This is a genomic window from Pseudomonas sp. R84 (assembly GCF_009834515.1).
GTDB lineage: Bacteria > Pseudomonadota > Gammaproteobacteria > Pseudomonadales > Pseudomonadaceae > Aquipseudomonas.
Genome location: NZ_CP019426.1, coordinates 5,073,525 through 5,091,965 on the forward strand (window position 1 = coordinate 5,073,525; position 18,441 = coordinate 5,091,965).

15 protein-coding genes are annotated in these 18,441 nt (G+C 59.8%); 9 read left to right on the plus strand and 6 right to left on the minus strand.

What is annotated here, in order from left to right; genetic code table 11:
* Positions 1–56: 56 nt before the first annotated feature.
* Entirely contained in the window at positions 57–1,274 is a 1,218-nt protein-coding gene (gene argJ / locus PspR84_RS22515) for a bifunctional glutamate N-acetyltransferase/amino-acid acetyltransferase ArgJ (protein WP_160059182.1), read from the minus strand.
* Positions 1,275–1,394: 120 nt separating this feature from the next.
* On the minus strand, positions 1,395–4,130 hold the full coding sequence (gene secA, locus PspR84_RS22520; RefSeq protein WP_160059183.1) for a preprotein translocase subunit SecA: 2,736 nt from the start codon (positions 4,128–4,130) through the stop codon (positions 1,395–1,397).
* A gap of 308 nt (positions 4,131–4,438) precedes the next feature.
* Between secA and PspR84_RS22525 the strand changes: the two genes are divergently transcribed.
* On the plus strand, positions 4,439–4,894 hold the full coding sequence (locus PspR84_RS22525; protein WP_160059184.1) for a DciA family protein: 456 nt from the start codon (positions 4,439–4,441) through the stop codon (positions 4,892–4,894).
* Positions 4,895–4,984: 90 nt separating this feature from the next.
* On the opposite strand, the gene PspR84_RS22530 is transcribed toward PspR84_RS22525, so the two are convergent.
* On the minus strand, positions 4,985–6,472 hold the full coding sequence (locus PspR84_RS22530) for a helicase HerA-like domain-containing protein (protein WP_160059185.1): 1,488 nt from the start codon (positions 6,470–6,472) through the stop codon (positions 4,985–4,987).
* 189 nt (positions 6,473–6,661) lie between these two features.
* Here PspR84_RS22530 and PspR84_RS22535 point away from each other — a divergent pair, with 189 nt between their 5' ends.
* From PspR84_RS22535 to PspR84_RS22550, 4 genes are all read left to right on the plus strand, one after another.
* The gene (locus PspR84_RS22535) at positions 6,662–8,551 is read left to right on the plus strand and encodes a methyl-accepting chemotaxis protein (protein ID WP_160059186.1); all 1,890 of its coding nucleotides are present in this window, start codon (positions 6,662–6,664) and stop codon (positions 8,549–8,551) included.
* 249 nt (positions 8,552–8,800) lie between these two features.
* Positions 8,801–9,922, plus strand: a complete 1,122-nt coding sequence (locus PspR84_RS22540; RefSeq protein ID WP_238785159.1) for a glycosyltransferase family 1 protein — start codon at positions 8,801–8,803, stop codon at positions 9,920–9,922.
* Complete coding sequence (locus PspR84_RS22545; RefSeq protein WP_160059188.1) at positions 9,915–10,691, plus strand: DUF2334 domain-containing protein; 777 nt, start codon at positions 9,915–9,917, stop codon at positions 10,689–10,691. The genes PspR84_RS22540 and PspR84_RS22545 overlap by 8 nt, the downstream gene beginning before the upstream one ends.
* On the plus strand, positions 10,688–11,686 hold the full coding sequence (locus tag PspR84_RS22550; RefSeq protein ID WP_160059189.1) for a lysylphosphatidylglycerol synthase transmembrane domain-containing protein: 999 nt from the start codon (positions 10,688–10,690) through the stop codon (positions 11,684–11,686). The genes PspR84_RS22545 and PspR84_RS22550 overlap by 4 nt, the downstream gene beginning before the upstream one ends.
* Here PspR84_RS22550 and PspR84_RS22555 read toward each other — a convergent pair.
* Both PspR84_RS22555 and purU read right to left on the minus strand, forming a co-directional pair.
* On the minus strand, positions 11,670–11,849 hold the full coding sequence (locus tag PspR84_RS22555) for a hypothetical protein (RefSeq protein ID WP_034153438.1): 180 nt from the start codon (positions 11,847–11,849) through the stop codon (positions 11,670–11,672). The genes PspR84_RS22550 and PspR84_RS22555 overlap by 17 nt on opposite strands.
* 84 nt (positions 11,850–11,933) lie before the next feature.
* A complete protein-coding gene (gene purU, locus PspR84_RS22560) occupies positions 11,934–12,782 on the minus strand; it encodes a formyltetrahydrofolate deformylase (protein ID WP_011335666.1) in 849 nt (282 codons plus the stop codon).
* 335 nt (positions 12,783–13,117) lie between these two features.
* On the opposite strand from purU, the gene mvaT reads away from it, so the two are divergent.
* Complete coding sequence (gene mvaT, locus PspR84_RS22565; RefSeq protein ID WP_008058684.1) at positions 13,118–13,495, plus strand: histone-like nucleoid-structuring protein MvaT; 378 nt, start codon at positions 13,118–13,120, stop codon at positions 13,493–13,495.
* 97 nt (positions 13,496–13,592) lie between these two features.
* On the opposite strand, the gene sbcB is transcribed toward mvaT, so the two are convergent.
* On the minus strand, positions 13,593–15,023 hold the full coding sequence (gene sbcB / locus PspR84_RS22570) for an exodeoxyribonuclease I (protein WP_160059190.1): 1,431 nt from the start codon (positions 15,021–15,023) through the stop codon (positions 13,593–13,595).
* Positions 15,024–15,204: 181 nt separating this feature from the next.
* Between sbcB and PspR84_RS22575 the strand changes: the two genes are divergently transcribed.
* The 3 genes from PspR84_RS22575 to PspR84_RS22585 are packed head-to-tail and all read left to right on the plus strand — an operon-like array spanning position 15,205 to position 18,438.
* Positions 15,205–15,930 (plus strand): RDD family protein, encoded by a 726-nt coding sequence (locus tag PspR84_RS22575; RefSeq protein WP_160059191.1) that lies wholly within the window; start codon positions 15,205–15,207, stop codon positions 15,928–15,930.
* Positions 15,927–16,904 (plus strand): stage II sporulation protein M, encoded by a 978-nt coding sequence (locus PspR84_RS22580; protein WP_160059192.1) that lies wholly within the window; start codon positions 15,927–15,929, stop codon positions 16,902–16,904. The genes PspR84_RS22575 and PspR84_RS22580 overlap by 4 nt, the downstream gene beginning before the upstream one ends.
* Positions 16,891–18,438: a DUF4129 domain-containing protein gene (locus tag PspR84_RS22585; RefSeq protein WP_160059193.1), complete on the plus strand. Its 1,548-nt coding sequence runs from the start codon at positions 16,891–16,893 to the stop codon at positions 18,436–18,438. The genes PspR84_RS22580 and PspR84_RS22585 overlap by 14 nt, the downstream gene beginning before the upstream one ends.
* Positions 18,439–18,441: the final 3 nt, after the last annotated feature.

Here is an 18,441-nt window from a genome sequence, read left to right on the forward strand (position 1 = left end):
AGATCTCTGTGGGAGCCAGCCTGCTGGCGATGCAGGCGACTCGGTCTCAGGTTAGATCAAGTGCGGTATTCGGCGTTGATCTTCACGTATTCATGCGACAGGTCGGTGGTCCAGATGGTTTCGCTGCAATCGCCGCGACCCAGCTCGATGCGGATGGTGATCTCTTCCTGCTGCATCACCGCCGAGCCTTGGGCTTCAGTGTAGGTCGCCGCACGGGCGCCACGGCTGGCGATGCACACTTCACCGAGGAACACGTCGATCTTGCTCACGTCCAGATCCGGCACGCCGGCACGGCCGACAGCGGCGAGGATACGGCCCCAGTTCGGGTCGGAGGCGAACAGCGCGGTCTTGATCAGCGGCGAGTGCGCCACGGTATAGCCGACGTCGAGGCATTCCTGATGATTGCCACCACCATTCACTTCAACCGTCACGAACTTGGTCGCGCCTTCGCCGTCGCGCACGATGGCTTGGGCCACGTCCATGCACACTTCGAACACCGCTTGCTTCAGTTTGGCGAACAGCTCGCCTTCGGCACGGTTGATTTCCGGCAGTGCAGCTTTGCCGGTGGCAATCAGCATGCAGCAATCGTTGGTCGAGGTATCGCCGTCGATGGTGATGCGGTTGAACGACTTGTTCGCGCCATCGAGCATCAAGTTGTGCAGAACGTCACGGGAGACTTTGGCGTCAGTAGCAATGTAACCAAGCATGGTCGCCATGTTCGGGCGGATCATGCCCGCGCCTTTGCTGATACCGGTGACGGTGATGGTCACGCCGTCATGCTCGAACTGGCGGCTGGCGCCCTTCGGCAGGGTGTCGGTGGTCATGATGCCGGTGGCGGCGGCTTCCCAGTTGTTTTCCGAGAGGTCGTCCAGCGCGGCTTGTAGTGCGCCTTCGATCTTCTCGACCGGCAGTGGCTCGCCAATCACGCCGGTGGAGTACGGCAGGATCTGCTCGGCAGCAACGCCGGTCAGCTCGGCCAACTTGGCGGTGGTGCGTTCAGCAGCGGCCAGGCCCGGCTCGCCGGTACCGGCGTTGGCATTGCCAGTGTTGGTCAGCAAATAACGCACGGCGTTCTGGACGCGCTTCTTCGCCAGAATCACCGGTGCGGCACAAAAGGCGTTCAACGTGAATACGCCCGCCACGGTCGAACCTTCGGCGCAACGCATCACCACGACATCCTTGCGCCCGGGGCGCTTGATGCCGGCCGAGGCGATACCGAGTTCAAAACCGGCAACCGGGTGCAACGTTGGCAAAGGACCAAGACCAACAGCCATGAATGCGCTCCTTACTCAATGAAGTCAGCACCGCCATTTGAAAGCGGTGGTTTAAATGGCAAAACGCCGCGACGGCTTATGCCGGTCGCGGCGCGGGTATTTCAGCGATTGAAACGGGTTTTACTGGATCTGCCCGTGGCAATGCTTGAATTTCTTGCCCGAACCGCAGTAGCACAGTTCGTTGCGGCCCAGCTTCTGCTCGTTGCGCACCGGCGCGGTAGCGAGGGCCACATCGACCTCCTCACCCAGTACTTCCGGTTGCTCCAGGCCTGGCGCTTCGGCGTGTTCGAACTGCATGCGGGCGGCCAGTGCTTCGGCTTCCTGACGCAGACGTTGCTCTTCGGCTTCCGGATCTTCGCGGCGCACCTGAACGTGCGACAGCACACGGATCGAGTCGCGCTTGATCGAATCGAGCAGCTCGGAGAACAGCGTGAACGACTCGCGCTTGTATTCCTGCTTCGGGTTCTTCTGGGCGTAGCCACGCAGGTGGATACCGTGACGCAGGTGATCCATGGTCGACAGGTGGTCTTTCCACAGGTCATCCAGCACACGCAGTACGATTTGTTTCTCGAACGAGCGCAGTGCGTCGGCACCGGCCTGGTCTTCTTTCTCGTTGTACGCCGCCATCAGCTCGGTCATGAGCTTCTCGCGCAGGGTTTCTTCGTACAGGTGATCGTCTTCGTCGAGCCACTGCTGGATCGGCAGTGTCACGCCGAAGTCGCTGGCAATCGAAGCTTCCAGACCGGCCACGTCCCACTGCTCTGGCAACGACTGCGGCGGAATGTGCGCGCTGACGGTGGCGTTGAGCACGTCCTGACGGAAATCAGCGATGGTTTCACCGATGTTGTCAGCGGCCAGCAACGTGTTACGCATGTGATAGATCACTTTACGCTGTTCGTTGTTGACGTCGTCAAACTCGAGCAGTTGCTTACGAATGTCGAAGTTGCGGCCTTCAACCTTGCGCTGCGCCTTCTCGATCGCGTTGGTCACCATGCGGTGCTCGATCGCTTCGCCCGGCTGCATGCCCAGGGCTTTCATGAAGTTCTTCACTCGATCAGAAGCGAAGATGCGCATCAGGCTGTCTTCCAGCGACAGGTAGAAGCGGCTGGAACCGGCATCGCCCTGACGACCGGCACGGCCACGCAGCTGGTTGTCGATACGGCGCGATTCGTGACGCTCGGAAGCGATCACCTGCAAACCGCCCGATTCGAGCACTTGCTGGTGACGCTTCTGCCAGTCGGCCTTGATCTGGGCAATCTGCTCAGGGGTCGGATTTTCCAGCGACGCGACTTCAACCTCCCAATTACCGCCCAACAGGATGTCGGTACCACGACCGGCCATGTTGGTGGCGATGGTCAGGGCGCCCGGACGACCGGCCTGTGCGATGATCTCAGCTTCTTTTTCGTGGAACTTGGCGTTGAGAACCTTGTGTTCGATGCCTTCCTTCACGAGCAATGCGGACATGTGCTCGGAGGTTTCGATGGTGGCCGTACCCACCAGCACCGGACGACCGGCAGCCATGCTTTCCTTGATGTCCGCAACGATCGCCGCGTATTTCTCTTCGGCGGTCAGGAATACCAGGTCGTTGAAGTCTTTACGCGCCAACGGTTTGTTCGGCGGGATGACCATCACTTCCAGACCATAGATCTGGTGGAATTCGAACGCTTCGGTGTCAGCGGTACCGGTCATGCCGGACAGCTTGGTATACAGACGGAAGTAGTTCTGGAACGTGGTCGAGGCCAGGGTCTGGCTCTCAGCCTGAATGTTCAGGCCTTCCTTGGCTTCGATGGCCTGGTGCAGGCCTTCGGACAGACGGCGGCCCGGCATGGTACGGCCGGTGTGTTCGTCGACCAGTACGACCTGACCGTCTTGCACGATGTATTCGATGTTGCGATTGAACAGCTTGTGCGCACGCAGACCGGCATATACGTGGGTCAGCAGGCCCAGGTTATGCGCCGAGTACAGGCTCTCGCCTTCAGCCAGCAGGCCGACGCGGGTGAGCATGTCTTCGATGAACTGGTGACCGGCTTCGTTGAGTTCGACCTGACGGGTCTTCTCGTCAACGGTGTAATGGCCAGCCTTGGTGACTTCGCCTTCGACTTCTTCGACGTGCAGTTCCAGCTGCGGGATCAGTTTATTGATCTCCATGTACAGCTTGGAGCTGTCCTCGGCCTGACCGGAAATGATCAGCGGGGTACGCGCTTCGTCGATGAGAATGGAGTCGACTTCGTCGATCACGGCAAAGTTGAGTTCGCGCTGGAATTTTTCTTCCATGCTGAACGCCATGTTGTCGCGCAGGTAGTCGAAACCGAATTCGTTGTTGGTGCCGTAGGTGATGTCGGCGGCGTAGGCCAGACGTTTCTCTTCCGGCGGCTGGAACGGCGTCACGACGCCGACGGTCAGGCCGAGGAATTCATACAGCGGGCGCATCCAGTTGGCGTCACGACGCGCCAGGTAGTCGTTCACCGTCACAACGTGCACGCCCTTGCCGGACAGCGCGTTGAGGTAAACACCCAGGGTCGCTACGAGGGTTTTACCCTCACCGGTGCGCATTTCGGCGATCTTGCCTTCGTGCAAGGTCATGCCACCGACGAGCTGCACGTCGAAGTGGCGCATACCCATGATGCGCTTGCCGGCTTCGCGGGCGACCGCAAAGGCTTCTGGCAGCAGCTTGTCGAGGGTTTCCCCTTTGGCGATGCGGGCCTTGAACTCTTCGGTCTTGGCGCGCAACTGATCGTCCGAAAGGGCCACCATTTGCTCTTCGAAGGCATTGACGAGCTGCACCGTCTTGAGCATGCGTTTGACTTCACGCTCGTTCTTGCTTCCAAAAAGTTTCTTTAACAAAGGCGCAAACATATCGGCAGGATCTTCCACACTAAAGGGATGGAGGGCGGCCCCGTGAGCGTCGCCCGTGCAGCCCTCATGGCCGCATGCGAACGAGCATTCTACCCGGAAACGGAAGTGAGGAAAGTGGCGATGTTCCACGATGCTGGCACTGCGCTTTGACGGGGCTCACTTAAAATAGGGGCGTTTTGCTCAACTTCAAGTCATACGAGGCAGAAGTTAGTCGTTGATTTAATGGGTAAAGGGGGGGCAAAAGCAATGGGCGAGTGAGTTTGGCCTTTCTGCTACCATGGCGACTCTGTTACTTCAGGTGTTCGATCATGGCATTTCGCCCTCTTACGGCCAAAGCACCCGCCGTTCTCTTGCGCGAAGCCAAGCCGCTCAAAGCCATCCTCGGCCATGCCCAGCGCCTGGGCCATTTACAACGCCTGCTCGAAAGCCAGTTGCAGCCCGCCGCCCGCGAACATTGCCATGTGGCGTCGTGGCGCGAGGGCAGTTTGTTGCTGATCGTCACCGACGGCCACTGGGCCACGCGACTGCGCTACCAGCAAAAACGCCTGCAGCGGCAATTGCAGATGTTTGATGAGTTCGCCAGTCTGACGCGGATTCTGTTCAAGGTGCAGCCGCCGACGGTTCAACGCGGGGCAGCCGGGCACACCATGGATTTGTCCACGGATGCGGCGGCGACGATTCAGGCGACGGCGGACGGGATCAGTGATCCGGGTTTGCGCGCGGCGCTGGAGCGCCTGGCGGCGCACGCCAAGGCCAAAACCTGAAGAAAAATCAAAGGATCGCAGCCTGCGGCAGCTCCTACAGATGAAACGCAATTTTCCTGTAGGAGCTGCCGCAGGCTGCGATCTTTGCTTTTAGCGGCGTTTGCTGCCACCGAGTAAAGAGCCCATCAAACCGCGCACCAGTTGTTTGCCAAGGTTATTGGCAGCCTGGCGCATCGCCGATTTCAGCGCTTGGCCGGCGGCGGTGCCGAGGAACTCTCCTGCTCTGTCGGCCAGGCTAGGCTCTTCAGGCGCAGGCTTGCCGGCGGGTGCCTCGGCTTCAGGCGCCAGGCCTTTGCGCCCCATCAGAATTTCATACGCCGACTCCCGATCAATCGGTTTGTCATAGCGCCCCTTGAATGGCGAACCCGCGATCAACACCGTGCGCTCGGTTTCGGTCAACGGCCCTATTCGCGATTGCGGTGGCGCCACCAGCACGCGCTGCACCATTTCCGGCGTGCCTTTCTCGGTCAGCGTGCCGACCAACGCCTCGCCAATCCCCAACTCGGTCAGCACCGACAAACTGTCGAACGCCGGATTCGGCCGGAAGCCGTCCGCCACTGCGCGCAAGGATTTCTGCTCTTTGGCAGTGAAGGCGCGCAAGCCATGCTGGATGCGCAGGCCGAGTTGCGCCAGCACGTCATCCGGCAAGTCCGTCGGCGACTGCGTGACGAAATACACGCCAACCCCTTTGGAACGGATCAAGCGCACCACTTGTTCCAGCCGCTCCTGCAATGCCTTGGGTGTGTCGCCAAAGAGCAAATGCGCCTCATCGAAAAACAGCGCCAGCAGCGGTTTGTCGGCATCGCCGCGCTCCGGCAACTGCTCGAACAGCTCAGCCAGCAACCATAACAGGAAGGTCGCGTAGACCTTCGGCGCCTCGTGTACCAGACGGCTGGCATCGAGCAAATGAATGCGCCCGCGACCATCGGCGGTCGGTTGCAGAATGTCTTCGAGTTGCAGTGCCGGTTCGCCGAACAAGGCTTCGGCGCCCTGCTGCTCGAGGATCGCCAGGCGACGCAGCAGCGCCTGACTGGAGCCGGTGGTCATCAGCGCCGCGTCTTCGCCCAGAAGTTGCGGATTGTCCTTGAGGTGATTGAGCAGTGCTTTCAGATCTTTTAGATCCAGCAGCAACAGGCCTTCACGGTCGGCGACCTTAAAGGCTGCGTAGAGCGCCGACTGTTGACTGTCGGTCAGCTCCAGCAGGCTGCCAATCAGCAACGGGCCCATTTCGCTCAGCGTGGTGCGCAGCGGATGACCGGACTCACCGTGGATATCCCAAAGCGTCACCGGATAAGCCTGCGCCTTGTAATTGAGCCACGGCATCCCGGCGATACGCTCGGCAACCTTGCCCTGCGGGTTGCCGGCGGCACCCAGGCCGCACAGATCGCCCTTGATGTCAGCGGCAAATACTGCGACGCCGGCGTCACTGAACGCCTCGGCCAAACGCTGCAAAGTGACGGTTTTACCGGTACCGGTGGCGCCGGCGACCAGTCCGTGGCGGTTCGCCAGGCGCATGGCCTGAGCAATCTGCTGGCCTGCGAGATCGGCGCCGATTACGAGTTGCGAGGAGTCAGGCATTTTGTCACCCAATGGTTAATCTTTGATTACGCATGGCCGATACAGAAGAGTGAGAGACCCGACCACAAGTCAGGCCGGACATTTCCCTAAGGAGAGACGGAAATATCAGCTTGCTTTCACCCTTGCCCATTTTGCGCGCTTCTATAAAAGCACGCCCTGGACATTAAGACCTTAGCGGAACCCCAAGCCATGAACAAAAATCTGCGCTTCAGCCATAAAATCTTGCTTGCCGCCGCCCTCATCGTCATCGCCGCCTTCGCCTCGTTTACGGCGTACAACGACTGGTTGCAGCGCAATGCGATCCGCGATGACCTGAACAACTATCTCAACGAGATGGGCGAGGTCACCGCCGGCAATATTCAGACCTGGCTCGGCGGTCGCATTCTGCTGGTCGAAAACGCCGCCCAGAACATTGCCATCAACCCCGAACCTGCCAACGTCGCCAGCCTGCTGGAACAGAAAACCCTGACCTCGACGTTCATGGCTTCCTATCTGGGCGATGCCACCGGGCACTTCACCATCCGCCCGGACACGAAGATGCCGGACGGTTTCGATCCGCGCGTGCGCCCTTGGTATAAAGGTGCCGAGAGCAGCAGCACCTCGACCCTGACCGAACCCTACATCGACGCTGCTACCGGCCAACTGATCATCTCCATCGCCACAGCCTCGAAAAAGGCCGGCCAGAGCGTCGGTGTGGTTGGCGGTGACCTGAGCCTGCAATCGCTGGTCGACACCCTCGCAGCGCGGGATTTCGACGGCATGGGTTATGTGTTCCTGGTCAGCGCCGACGGCAAGATCCTCGTCCACCCGGACAAGGCTCTGGTGATGAAGTCTCTGAAAGAAGCCTATCCGCAGGACACCCCGCGCATCAGCAGCGACTTCAGCGAAGTCACCGTCGATGGCAAGACGCGCATTGTCACCTTCGCCCCGATCAAAGGTCTGCCGTCGGTGAACTGGTACATCGGCCTGTCGGTGGACAAGGATCAGGCCTTCGCCATGCTCAGCGAATTCCGCACCTCCGCAGTGATCGCGACCGTGATTGCCGTGGCGATCATCATTGCCCTGCTTGGCATGCTGATCCGCCTGCTGATCCAGCCGCTGCACGTGATGACCCGCGCCATGGAAGACATCGCTGACGGCGAAGGCGACCTGACCAAACGCCTGACCATCGTCAATAACGATGAATTCGGTGTGCTCGGTACCGCATTCAACCGTTTCGTCGAGCGCATTCACGGTTCGATCCGCGAAGTGTCGTCGGCGACCGGGCAAGTCAACGAAGTCGCCCTGCGCGTGGTCGCCGCGTCGAACTCGTCGATGTACAACTCCGATCAGCAAGCTTCGCGCACCAGCAGCGTTGCCGCCGCGATCAACCAACTCGGCGCCGCCGCGCAGGAAATCGCCCGCAATGCTGCACAGGCCTCGAATCAGGCCAGCGACGCGCGCGGTCTGGCTGAAGACGGCCAGCAAGTGGTAGATCGCAGCATCAAGGCGATGAACCAGCTGTCGAGCATGCTCAGCGCGTCGAGCAGCAACATCGAGTCGCTGAACAGCAAAACCGTGAACATCGGCCAGATTCTCGAAGTGATCACCAGCATTTCCCAGCAGACCAACCTGCTAGCGCTCAACGCCGCGATTGAAGCGGCGCGTGCTGGGGAGGCCGGTCGTGGTTTTGCCGTGGTGGCCGATGAAGTGCGCAATCTGGCGCATCGCACCCAGGAATCGGCGCAGCAAGTGCAGACCATGATCGAGGAGCTGCAGGTCGGCGCCCGTGAATCGGTGAGCACCATGAGCGACAGCCAGCGCCACAGTCAGGACAGCGTCGAGATTGCCAACCTTGCCGGGGAGCGCCTGAACAGCGTGACGCAGCGTATCGGTGAGATCGACGGGATGAACCAGTCGGTGGCCACGGCGACCGAGGAACAGACTGCTGTTGTCGAGTCGATCAACGTCGATATCACCGAGATCAATACGCTGAACCAGGAAGGCGTGGAGAACTTGCAGGCAACGTTGCGGGCTTGCTCGGATCTGGAGCAGCAGGCTTCGCGGTTGAAGCAACTGGTTGGCAGTTTCCGTATCTGAAGATCAAGAGCCTTACCCCCTCACCCCAGCCCTCTCCCCCAAGGGGGGCGAGGGGGAAAGGGAGCAGATCTTCATGCTTTTCAGAACCTGAGTTCGGCTCAAGTCTCTCAAGTCGGCGTACCTCCAACATCCACCACGGTCAGTCCCCTCTCCCTCTGGGAGAGGGTGCTCTTCAGCTCTACCGCGCAATCCCGACCGAACATCTATTCTTGATAAAGGTCAACCAAGGGAGAACTACGTAGCGGAGGGTTGATCACCGTGCATATCGCCGACATCACCATGTTCTACGCCCCGGCCAGCGGGGGCGTGCGCACTTATCTGGATGCCAAACACCGCCGGCTGGGCGTCAAACCCGGCATTCGCCACAGCCTGTTGATTCCAGGTGCGCATTTCGGCGAGCACGACGGTATTTACACGGTTCCAGCCCCCGCCCTGCCCTTCGGCAAGGGTTATCGTTTCCCTCTACGCCTCGCGCCTTGGCGAAATGTCCTGCAGGATTTGCAGCCGGATTTGATCGAAGTCGGTGACCCTTACCTGACTGCGTGGGCAGCTCTGGATGCCCGACGGCAACTGGATGTGCCAGTGATCGGTTTTTATCATTCGGACCTGCCGCTGCTGATCAGCAATCGCATGGGCCATTGGGTCACGCCGAATATCGAGGCGTATGTCACCCGGCTTTATGGCAATTTCGACCGGGTCCTGGCGCCCAGTCAGGTCATGGCTGACAAGCTCTGCGGCCTCGGCGTACGCAATGTCTTCGTGCAACCGTTGGGCGTCGATCTGCAGACCTTTCACCCCAGTGCCCGCGACCCGCAACTGCGCGCAGAACTGGGCATCGCCGAAGACACCCGGTTGCTGATTTTTGCCGGGCGCGGCTCGAAAGAGAAAAACCTGCCAGTGCTGCTCAAATGCCTGCAACGCCTCGGCCCGCGTTATCACTTGTTGCTGGTCGGTTCTTCGATGCCGGCGGCAGTGCCGGACAACGTCAGTGTGATCGACGAATTCTGCCCCGCACCACGCGTCGCGCAGTTGATGGCCAGTGCCGATGCGCTAATTCATGCCGGCGATCAGGAAACCTTTGGCCTGGTGATCCTTGAAGCCATGGCTTGCGGCATTCCCGTGGTGGCGGTGGCTGCCGGCGCGTTCGAAGAGATTGTCACGGAGTCCTGCGGCCTGCTGTGCGCGCCAAACAACCCGCAGGCGATGGCCAATGCCGTGCGCGAACTGTTCAGTCGCGGCTGCGGCAAACTTGGCGCCCAGGCCCGCCAGCATGTCGAAACCCACTACGCTTGGGACACGGTGGTCGACAGTTTGCTGGGCCACTATCACGCGGTTCTCGGCCATACGCTGCCACGGGTGGCCAATGGTTGAATCGATGAACGATCCCGCCGTGTTGCTGGTACTGCACGACGTGGCACCGTCGACGTGGGCGGATTACCAACCGTTTGTCGAGGCGGTCGACGCCTTGGGCAACGTGCCAATGACGTGGCTGATCGTACCGAACTTCCACCGGCACAACACCCTCGACGATCACCCGGCATTCTGTCGAATGCTCGACAGGCGCGTCGCCCGCGGCGATGAGTTGGCGCTGCACGGTTATTTTCACGATGACCAGGAGCCCCGCCCGACAACACCGCGCGACTGGTTCATGCGCCGGGTCTACACCCATGAAGGCGAGTTCTATCGTTTGTCCCGCGAAACCGCCCTCGCCCGCCTGCGCGATGGCATCGATGTTTTCCAGCGCCATGGCTGGCCGCTGCACGGTTTCGTCGCCCCGGCGTGGTTGATGAGCGATGGGACGCGCCAGGCCCTGCGTGAATTGCCGTTTAGCTACACCAGCGATCCGCAGCATCTTTATCGGTTGCCGGATTTCAGCGCTATCGACGCCCCCGGTCTGGTCTGGAGCGCCCGCAGTGCCTGGCGCCGGGGCCTGTCAAAGTTGGTCTGCGAGCAGCGGGAACAGCGCTGGTGCCAGGCGCCGGTGATTCGGCTAGGCTTGCACCCGGTGGACATGCGCCACCGTTTCTCCCGTGATTACTGGTTGAAAACCCTTGAACGACTGCTGGCGGAAGGACGCGTACCGATGACTAAAATCGACTGGCTGGCGCAACAGCGAAGTCAATTGGAGCGCGCCGCATGAGTCGCGGCGTTCTGTTGCTCATCGGCCTGCTCGCCGCGGTGCTGATTCCGGTTGTGCTGGGCGGCGGCGAAACCTGGGCGCGTCTGCAAAGTTTCCCTTTGCACTGGCTGCTGATCATGTTCGGCATGATCCTGCTCTGCTGGGGCATCAATACCCTGCGTTTGCGTTTGTTGCTCGGTGATCAACGCGACCGCGTCAGCCCACTGAAGAGCCTTGGCGTGGTGATGGCCGCCGAGTTCGCCTACTGCGCAACGCCCGGTGGCAGTGGCGGACCGCTGACGATCATGGCCCTGCTGGCCCGATCGGGTGTGCGGCCGGCGCGGGGTAGCGCGGTGTTTGCCATGGATCAACTGAGTGATTTGCTGTTCTTTCTCTGCGCCCTCAGCGGGATTCTGATTTATGCACTGTTTCAGCACCTCAGTGATCGACTGGAGTGGTTGCTGAGCGTCAGTGCGGTGTCATTGTTCGGCGGTTTGCTCAGTTGCGTGCTGGTTGCGCGTTATCACCGCGCCTTGATTCGCCTGAGCGGTCGTCTGCTGGCAAGGATGAACGTCAAGGCCAGCACCCGCCGTCGCTGGGCGCGCAAGTTGTTGCACTTTCTCGCCGCATTTTCCGACACGCTGAAGTTGCCCTGGCAGACACTGATCAAGGTCTTCGCGCTGACGTGCGTGCATTGGTTGCTGCGTTACAGCGTGCTGTATCTGGCGCTGCGCGGGTTGGGCGCCGACTTGCAGTGGGCGTGGAGTTTTCTGGTGCAGATGCTTTCGCTCGGAGCCGGGCAATTCAGTCTGCTGCCGGGCGGTGCCGGGGCGGCGGAATTGACGTCGGCAGCGCTGCTGGCGCCGATGGTAGGGAAATCCACCGCAGCGGCGGCGATTCTGATTTGGCGGGTGGTGACGTATTACTTCTATCTGGTGGTGGGGGGCCCGGTGTTTCTGTTGATGTTGGGGCGGCCGCTGTTGAAGAAGCTGATGAACGTCAGACAGGCTTCTTGACGTCGTCCTGCTCCTGCTCTTTGAGTTGTTCCCACAACTCGGCAGCGCCGGGAAACTCGGTACCATCCTCCGGGCTCATGTCCTCGGGATCATATCGACTCAAACAACCCTCACCCAAAGTCGCCGGTGCTTTGGAGGTGGCTTTGTCCAGTGGATCACTCATGAAGGTTCCTCGGGGCATAAATGAACAAGGGTCTGGGCGATTGAACGCCCAGACCCTTGGTTTTTCAAGCCGGTGTGGTTTAGATCAAAACACCACAGTCTTGTTGCCGTGCACCAGCACGCGATCTTCGAGGTGATAGCGCAGGCCACGAGCCAACACCATTTTCTCGACGTCACGGCCGAAACGCACCATGTCTTCGATGCTGTCACTGTGGCTGACGCGCACCACGTCCTGCTCGATGATCGGACCGGCGTCGAGCTCTTCGGTCACATAGTGGCAAGTCGCGCCGATCAGCTTCACGCCACGCATCGACGCCTGGTGATACGGTTTGGCGCCGACGAACGACGGCAGGAAGCTGTGGTGAATATTGATGACCTTGTGTGCGTATTCGCGGCACATGTCCGGCGGCAGAATTTGCATGTAGCGCGCCAGCACCACCACTTCAGCGTCGTGCTGCTTGACCAGACGCGACACTTCGTCGAAGGCCGGTTGCTTGTCCTGCGGATTGACCGGGACATGGTAGTAAGGAATGCCATGCCATTCGACCATGCTGCGCAGGTCGTCGTGGTTGGAAATCACGCAGGAAATTTCGCAGTCCAGTTCATCGCTGTGCCAGCGGTGCAGCAAGTCCGCGAGACAGTGGGATTCGCGGCTGGCCATCAGCACAACGCGCTTTTTCTGCTCGGTGTCGGTGATGCGCCAGTCCATCGAGAACTCTTCGGCGATCGGCGCAAACTTCTCGCGCAGCACTTCAATACCGAAAGGCAGCGAATCGGCACGAATTTCGTGACGCATGAAGAACCAGCCCACCTGATTGTCCGAGTGGTGGCTCGCTTCGGTGATCCAGCCGTTGTGGGCTGCCAGAAAATTACTGACTTTGGCAACAATGCCAACGCGGTCCGGGCAAGATATCACCAGCCGAAAAGTGCGCATGAGGGGGAAACTCCAGAACTTCGCAAAGGCCGCCATTCTAGCGGCTGCGCGGGAAAACTGCAGTATCGATCAGCACGGCCCGCGCCAGGCCCGGCGCTACGGCTTTCGATGGAGTAACCGTCAACGTGATGGTGATCCTGCGGCAGCGCTTGATCAGACAACTGTGAATATCTGTGATGACTGGATCACACTATTTAACTGAATATTCAATAGAGGGCAGTTTCTCGAAACTAATTTAAATAAAAACCCCGGTTAAATGTTTACTTGATGAAACAGCCTGACTATTATTGCGGCACTGTCCCCCTGCCATCCCGCACTTTACTAAGGTAGTAATCATGTCCTTGATCAACGAATACCGCGCCACCGAAGAAGCTATCAAAGAGCTGCAAGCCCGTTTGAAGAACCTGTCCCAAGACGACAAACTGCAAACCGAGCTGGAATTCGAAGGCAAACTGCGCACCCTGATGGGCGAATACTCCAAGTCGCTGCGTGACATCATCGCGCTGCTGGACCCGGAAGCAAAAACCAAAGCTCCACGTGGCGGCGCTGTAAAAACTACCGGCACCAAGCGTGCTCGCAAAGTTAAACAATACAAAAACCCGCACAACGGCGAAGTCATCGAAACCAAAGGTGGCAACCACAAAACTCTGAAAGAGTGGAAAGCCAAGTGGGGCGGTGACGTGGTTGAAGGCTGGGCTACCCTGCTGGGCTAAGCCGCAACGCCTTCGCAGAGCGATCCGCGAAAAAACAAACGCCAGCGAATGCTGGCGTTTTTTTATGCCCGGCATTTAAGCCCGGTCATGTTCGATTTCAAAGATTCAAACGTTTGCGCAATGCCTGGACATAATTCTTCCATTCATTGAGCACTTCACTCTGCATCGGCGTGGCATTAAGCGACCATTGCTCGGCCGCCTCGCTAAAAGATTTCAAGGTATTCGGTGCGCCGTATTCAGGGGCGGACAAGCGCTGCTGACAAAATATTCTCCAGCGCTCTTGCTCTTCGAAATTCAACGTCTCGGGAAAGTTACGTGCGCGATATCGAAAGAGTAATTCTGGCAAACGTTCGTCATCGAAAGGCCATTGCTCTTGCGCTAGTTGTGCCGGGTCAGCGCTCCTCACTTGCTCACATAGACGCCGGTCGCGGTCACCGATAAATCCGTCGTACAACTGTTGTTCCGGATCCTCGCTCGGAATGAAATCTTCGCTGACATAAATCTCTGCAACTTTATCTTTCCAAACTTGCTGTGCGTCAGTTAGCCGCAGTGCGCGCTGTTGATACAGCGACATGTCCAGCCCCAGCCGTTGCTGATCTTGCGTGCGCAAAACCGCAAGCGGCGCCACCACCGGGCAACGGTTGATGTGAATCAGCTTGAGCGGCACCGGCAACTCGCCTTCCAGTAAATCATCACGACGCGTGTACAACCGCTGGCGCAGGGTCTGCGCGTCCAGATCCAGCAACCCCTGCGGGTCGAGGTGCAGATCGCAGACGATCAAGGCGTTACGGTTTTTTGGATGCCAGGCTAATGGCAGCACCACACCGACATAACTGCGCGCGGCCGAGAAACGTCCGGAAATATGCACCAGTGGCTGCAGCAGACGAATCTGATCCATGACCTTTTGCTTGCTGCGCAACTGGAACAGCCAGTCATACAGTTTGGGCTGTTTTTCGCGGATCAGCCGAGCCAGGGCGATGGTCGCGCGCACATCCGACAGCGCTTCGTGGGCATGCCCGTGATCGATATTGTTCGCCGCCGTCAGGCGTTCGAGCTTGAGCGTCACGCGGCCTTCGTCATCGGTCGGCCAGATCAGGCCGTCAGGACGCAACGCATAGGCGGCGCGTACCACATCGATCAGATCCCAGCGACTGTTGCCACCCTGCCACTCCCGGGCGTAGGGGTCGAAGAAGTTGCGATACAGGCTGTAACGGGTCATCTCGTCGTCGAAACGCAGGGTGTTGTAACCGGCGCCGCAGGTGCCGGGGGCGGCCAACTGAGCGTGAACCCGGGTCATGAAATCCGCCTCGCTCAAACCCTTTTCGGCGAGCTGGCTTGGAGTAATGCCGGTGATCGCGCAGGCCGCCGGGTGCGGCAGGATGTCTTCGCTGGGCTGGCAGTAGAGATTGACCGGCTCGTCGATTTCGTTGAGCGCATGGTCGGTGCGAATTCCGGCCACCTGCAACGGGCGGTCGTTGCGCGGATTGATCCCAGTGGTTTCGTAGTCGTACCAGAAGATTGAAGTCACGGGCGGTTCCTGAACTGAAGATCGGCAAAGTCTAGGCGCTCGACCGCCGTCGCGGCCAGCCTGGAAACATTCAAACACCTTGCGGCAATCGCTGTGCAATACATAGTTATGTCGTTTTCCCCCGAGAGGCTGCTAGCATCGGTCTCACTTGCACCCCGAACAGGCGAACACCAGGTAGCCCATGCTCGAGCCCACAGCACCGCCAAGGAAAGCACCGCTGGCCCCGCCGCTGGATACGCGGCATCAGGTCGAAACGCCGGAAGGCATTGACCTGCCCTTGCGGCCGGCCGGGCTGATGGTCAGGGCCGTTGCGTTTGCGATTGATCTGAGCATTCGCGGCGTGATCATGGGCGTACTGTTCATCGCGCTGGCGTTTCTCGGCAAGCTCGGCATGGGCCTTGGTTCGCTGCTGCTGTTTGTCATCAGTTGGTGGTACATGGTGCTGTTCGAAGTGCTGCGTCAGGGCCGCTCGCCGGGCAAACAATGGATGGGGCTGCGGGTGGTGCACGACGACGGCACACCTATCGGCTGGTCGGCCTCGCTGTTGCGCAACTTGCTGCGCTTTGTCGATCTGCTGCCGTTCGGCTACTTTCTCGGTACCCTCAGTTGTCTGCAACACCCGACATTCAAACGCCTCGGTGACATCGCTGCCGGTACGCTGGTGGTCTACAGCGAACGCCCGCTGACTCGCCCGCAACTGCCTGATGCCGAACCGCGGCGTTCGCCCGTCGCCCTGACGCTCGCAGAACAACGCGCCGTGCTGGGTTTTGCCGAGCGCCAAGGTGATTTATCGCCAGCGCGGGTCAATGAACTGGCGGCGCTGCTCGCCCAGCCGCTGCATATTTCTGCGCCAAAGGCTGTCGCTGAACTCAATGGCATCGCTCGCGGTTTGTTGGGCCCGACATGAAGCAAAGCCTTTTCGAAAGTCGCCACAAGGCCGAATGGGAGCGTTTTGCGCTGGCCCTCGAACGGCTTGAACGCGGCAAGGACACCTCGCAGGTCGCCGGTTTCCCAAAGGCCTATCGACGTCTTTGTCAACATCTGGCACTGGCCCAGGAGCGCGGCTACAGCAGTTTCCTCATTGATTCGTTGCAACAACACGTGCTGCGCGGGCATCAGCAGTTGTATCGCCATCGCAGCCGCCTCGGCGCCAACCTGTTGAGTTTCATCCTTGCCGACTTTCCGCGTCTGGTACGCGCAGAGTGGCCGTTTGTGCTGGTGGCAAGTTTGCTGTTCTTCGGCAGCCTGATCAGCGTCGGCGTGTTGGTGTTTGTGTTTCCCGAACTGGTCTACAACCTGATCCCCGCCGATCAGGTGCGTGAGATGCAAGGCATGTACGACCCGGTCGCCGGCCACCTCGGGCGCCCCGCCGATCGCGCGGCCAGCGAAGACTGGGTGATGTTCGGTTACTACGTGATGCACAACATAGGCATTGCCTTTCAGACCTTTGCCAGCGGATTGCTGATGGGCGTGGGCAGTGCGTTCTTTCTGTTCTACAACGGCATGGTCATCGGCGCGGTCGCCGGGCACCTGAGCGAGATCGGTTTCGGCCAGACCTTCTGGTCATTCGTCATCGCCCACGGCGCCTTTGAACTCACCGCCATCGCCCTCGCCGGGGCGGCCGGCCTGGAGCTCGGCTGGGCCCTGGTTGCCCCCGGACGGCTGACCCGCAGCGAAGCACTACAACGGGCGGCGCGCAAAAGCGTGTTGCTGGTGTGCGGCGTGATGTTGTTCCTGTTGATTGCCGCGTTCATCGAAGCCTATTGGTCATCGAAAACCAGTGTCACGCCACTGACCAAATACCTGGTCGGCGCCGGGCTATGGGCATTGGTCGCGCTCTATCTGTTGTTCGCCGGAAGGACCCGCCATGCGCCTGAGTGACGCCACCGTGGTGATCCGTCCGCGCACGACCTGGGAAGCCATGGACCTCGGCGTGCTGATGAGCCAGCAACATCGGCGCCTGCTGATGACCAGTTGGGCGATCGTCACGCTGCCGCTGTTCGCCTTGCTCAGCCTGTTGTTCTGGGATTCACCGTCACTGGCGGTGTTTATCTTCTGGTGGCTGAAACCGGCGTACGAACGCCTGCCGTTGTACATCCTGTCGAAAGCGCTGTTTGGCGAAACGCCGACCCTTAAACAAGCCTTGCGCCAATGGCCGCGCCTGCTCAAACCGCAACTGCTGGCCAGCCTGACCTGGCGCCGCCTGAGTTTGAGCCGCAGCTTTCTATTGCCGGTGGTGCAACTCGAAGGCCTCGACGGCAATGCCCGGCAACAACGCCTGCAAGTGCTACTGCAGCGCAACGCCGGCGCCGCGCAATGGCTGACCCTCATCGGCGTGCATCTGGAGACCGCGTTGTGGATCGGTCTGATGGTGCTGTTCTATATGTTGCTGCCACAACAGATCGAGACGGACTGGGACTGGCAGTCGCTGATTTTCGCGGCGGATCACGATTGGCGCTGGCTCGAACACCTGACCAATGTTTTCTATGCGCTGGTGCTGGTGGTGTGGGAGCCGATCTATGTCGCCTGCGGTTTCAGCCTTTATCTGAACCGCCGCACACAACTGGAAGCGTGGGACATCGAGTTGGTGTTCCGCCGCTTGCGACAGCGCCTGAACAACGGTGTATTGGGATTGCTGCTGGCGGTCTGTCTGCTGCTGCCGCATGTACCTTCGGCGTGGGCAGCCGAGCCTGATGACAGTCCACAGGCACCGCGATTGTTGAATCAGCCGCTCACCAGTCAGGCATCCCGAGACAGCATCAAGGCGTTACTCGAACAGCCGCCGTTCAAGAACAAGGAATCCGTCACCCGCTATCGCTTTGGTGAAGACCCCGCAGCAGCCGCCAAAGCGCAGCAGCCCGGCGAAGCTCCGCAGTGGCTGAAAACCCTTTTGGGCTGGCTCGACGGACAACACTTGAACGTACTGGCGAAGATCATTGAAGTCCTGTTGTGGGGCGCGCTTGTCGCTACGCTCGGCTGGGTGATCTGGCGCTATCGCGAGTTTCTGCAAACCATCGTCAGCCGCCGTCCGAAACTCCCTGCCAAGGCGAAAGGCGCGTTGCCGCAGCAGGCCTTCGGTCTGGATTTGAACCGCGACACCTTGCCTGAAGACATCGCCAGCAGCGCCGAACAACTCTGGCAAAGCCAGCCCCGTGCAGCGCTGGGCTTGCTGTATCGAGGATTGCTCAGCCATCTGCTCCACGATTTCGATCTACCCCTGAAACCCGCCGACACCGAACTTCAGGTGCTGGCGCACATCGAGAAATTACAGCGTCCCGAACTGCTCGCCTTCAGCCGCAGTCTGACCGCACACTGGCAAAACATGGCCTACGGGCATCACGTACCGGCGGCGGTTGTGCAACAAGAGTTGTGCGATGGCTGGCGCGGCTTGTTCGGCCAGGGAGCTGCCCGTTGAGTC

What these genes read in the sequence shown, in the direction of transcription:
- PspR84_RS22580 (WP_160059192.1), top strand. Translation starts at nt 15,927, where the DNA reads ATGAAGCAAAGCCTTTTCGAAAGTCGCCACAAGGCCGAATGGGAGCGT.
- PspR84_RS22575 (WP_160059191.1), top strand. Translation starts at nt 15,205, where the DNA reads ATGCTCGAGCCCACAGCACCGCCAAGGAAAGCACCGCTGGCCCCGCCG.
- PspR84_RS22530 (WP_160059185.1), bottom strand. Translation starts at nt 6,472, where the DNA reads ATGCCTGACTCCTCGCAACTCGTAATCGGCGCCGATCTCGCAGGCCAG.
- secA (WP_160059183.1), bottom strand. Translation starts at nt 4,130, where the DNA reads ATGTTTGCGCCTTTGTTAAAGAAACTTTTTGGAAGCAAGAACGAGCGT.
- PspR84_RS22545 (WP_160059188.1), top strand. Translation starts at nt 9,915, where the DNA reads ATGGTTGAATCGATGAACGATCCCGCCGTGTTGCTGGTACTGCACGAC.
- purU (WP_011335666.1), bottom strand. Translation starts at nt 12,782, where the DNA reads ATGCGCACTTTTCGGCTGGTGATATCTTGCCCGGACCGCGTTGGCATT.
- argJ (WP_160059182.1), bottom strand. Translation starts at nt 1,274, where the DNA reads ATGGCTGTTGGTCTTGGTCCTTTGCCAACGTTGCACCCGGTTGCCGGT.
- PspR84_RS22585 (WP_160059193.1), top strand. Translation starts at nt 16,891, where the DNA reads ATGCGCCTGAGTGACGCCACCGTGGTGATCCGTCCGCGCACGACCTGG.
- mvaT (WP_008058684.1), top strand. Translation starts at nt 13,118, where the DNA reads ATGTCCTTGATCAACGAATACCGCGCCACCGAAGAAGCTATCAAAGAG.
- PspR84_RS22555 (WP_034153438.1), bottom strand. Translation starts at nt 11,849, where the DNA reads ATGAGTGATCCACTGGACAAAGCCACCTCCAAAGCACCGGCGACTTTG.
- PspR84_RS22525 (WP_160059184.1), top strand. Translation starts at nt 4,439, where the DNA reads ATGGCATTTCGCCCTCTTACGGCCAAAGCACCCGCCGTTCTCTTGCGC.
- PspR84_RS22535 (WP_160059186.1), top strand. Translation starts at nt 6,662, where the DNA reads ATGAACAAAAATCTGCGCTTCAGCCATAAAATCTTGCTTGCCGCCGCC.
- PspR84_RS22550 (WP_160059189.1), top strand. Translation starts at nt 10,688, where the DNA reads ATGAGTCGCGGCGTTCTGTTGCTCATCGGCCTGCTCGCCGCGGTGCTG.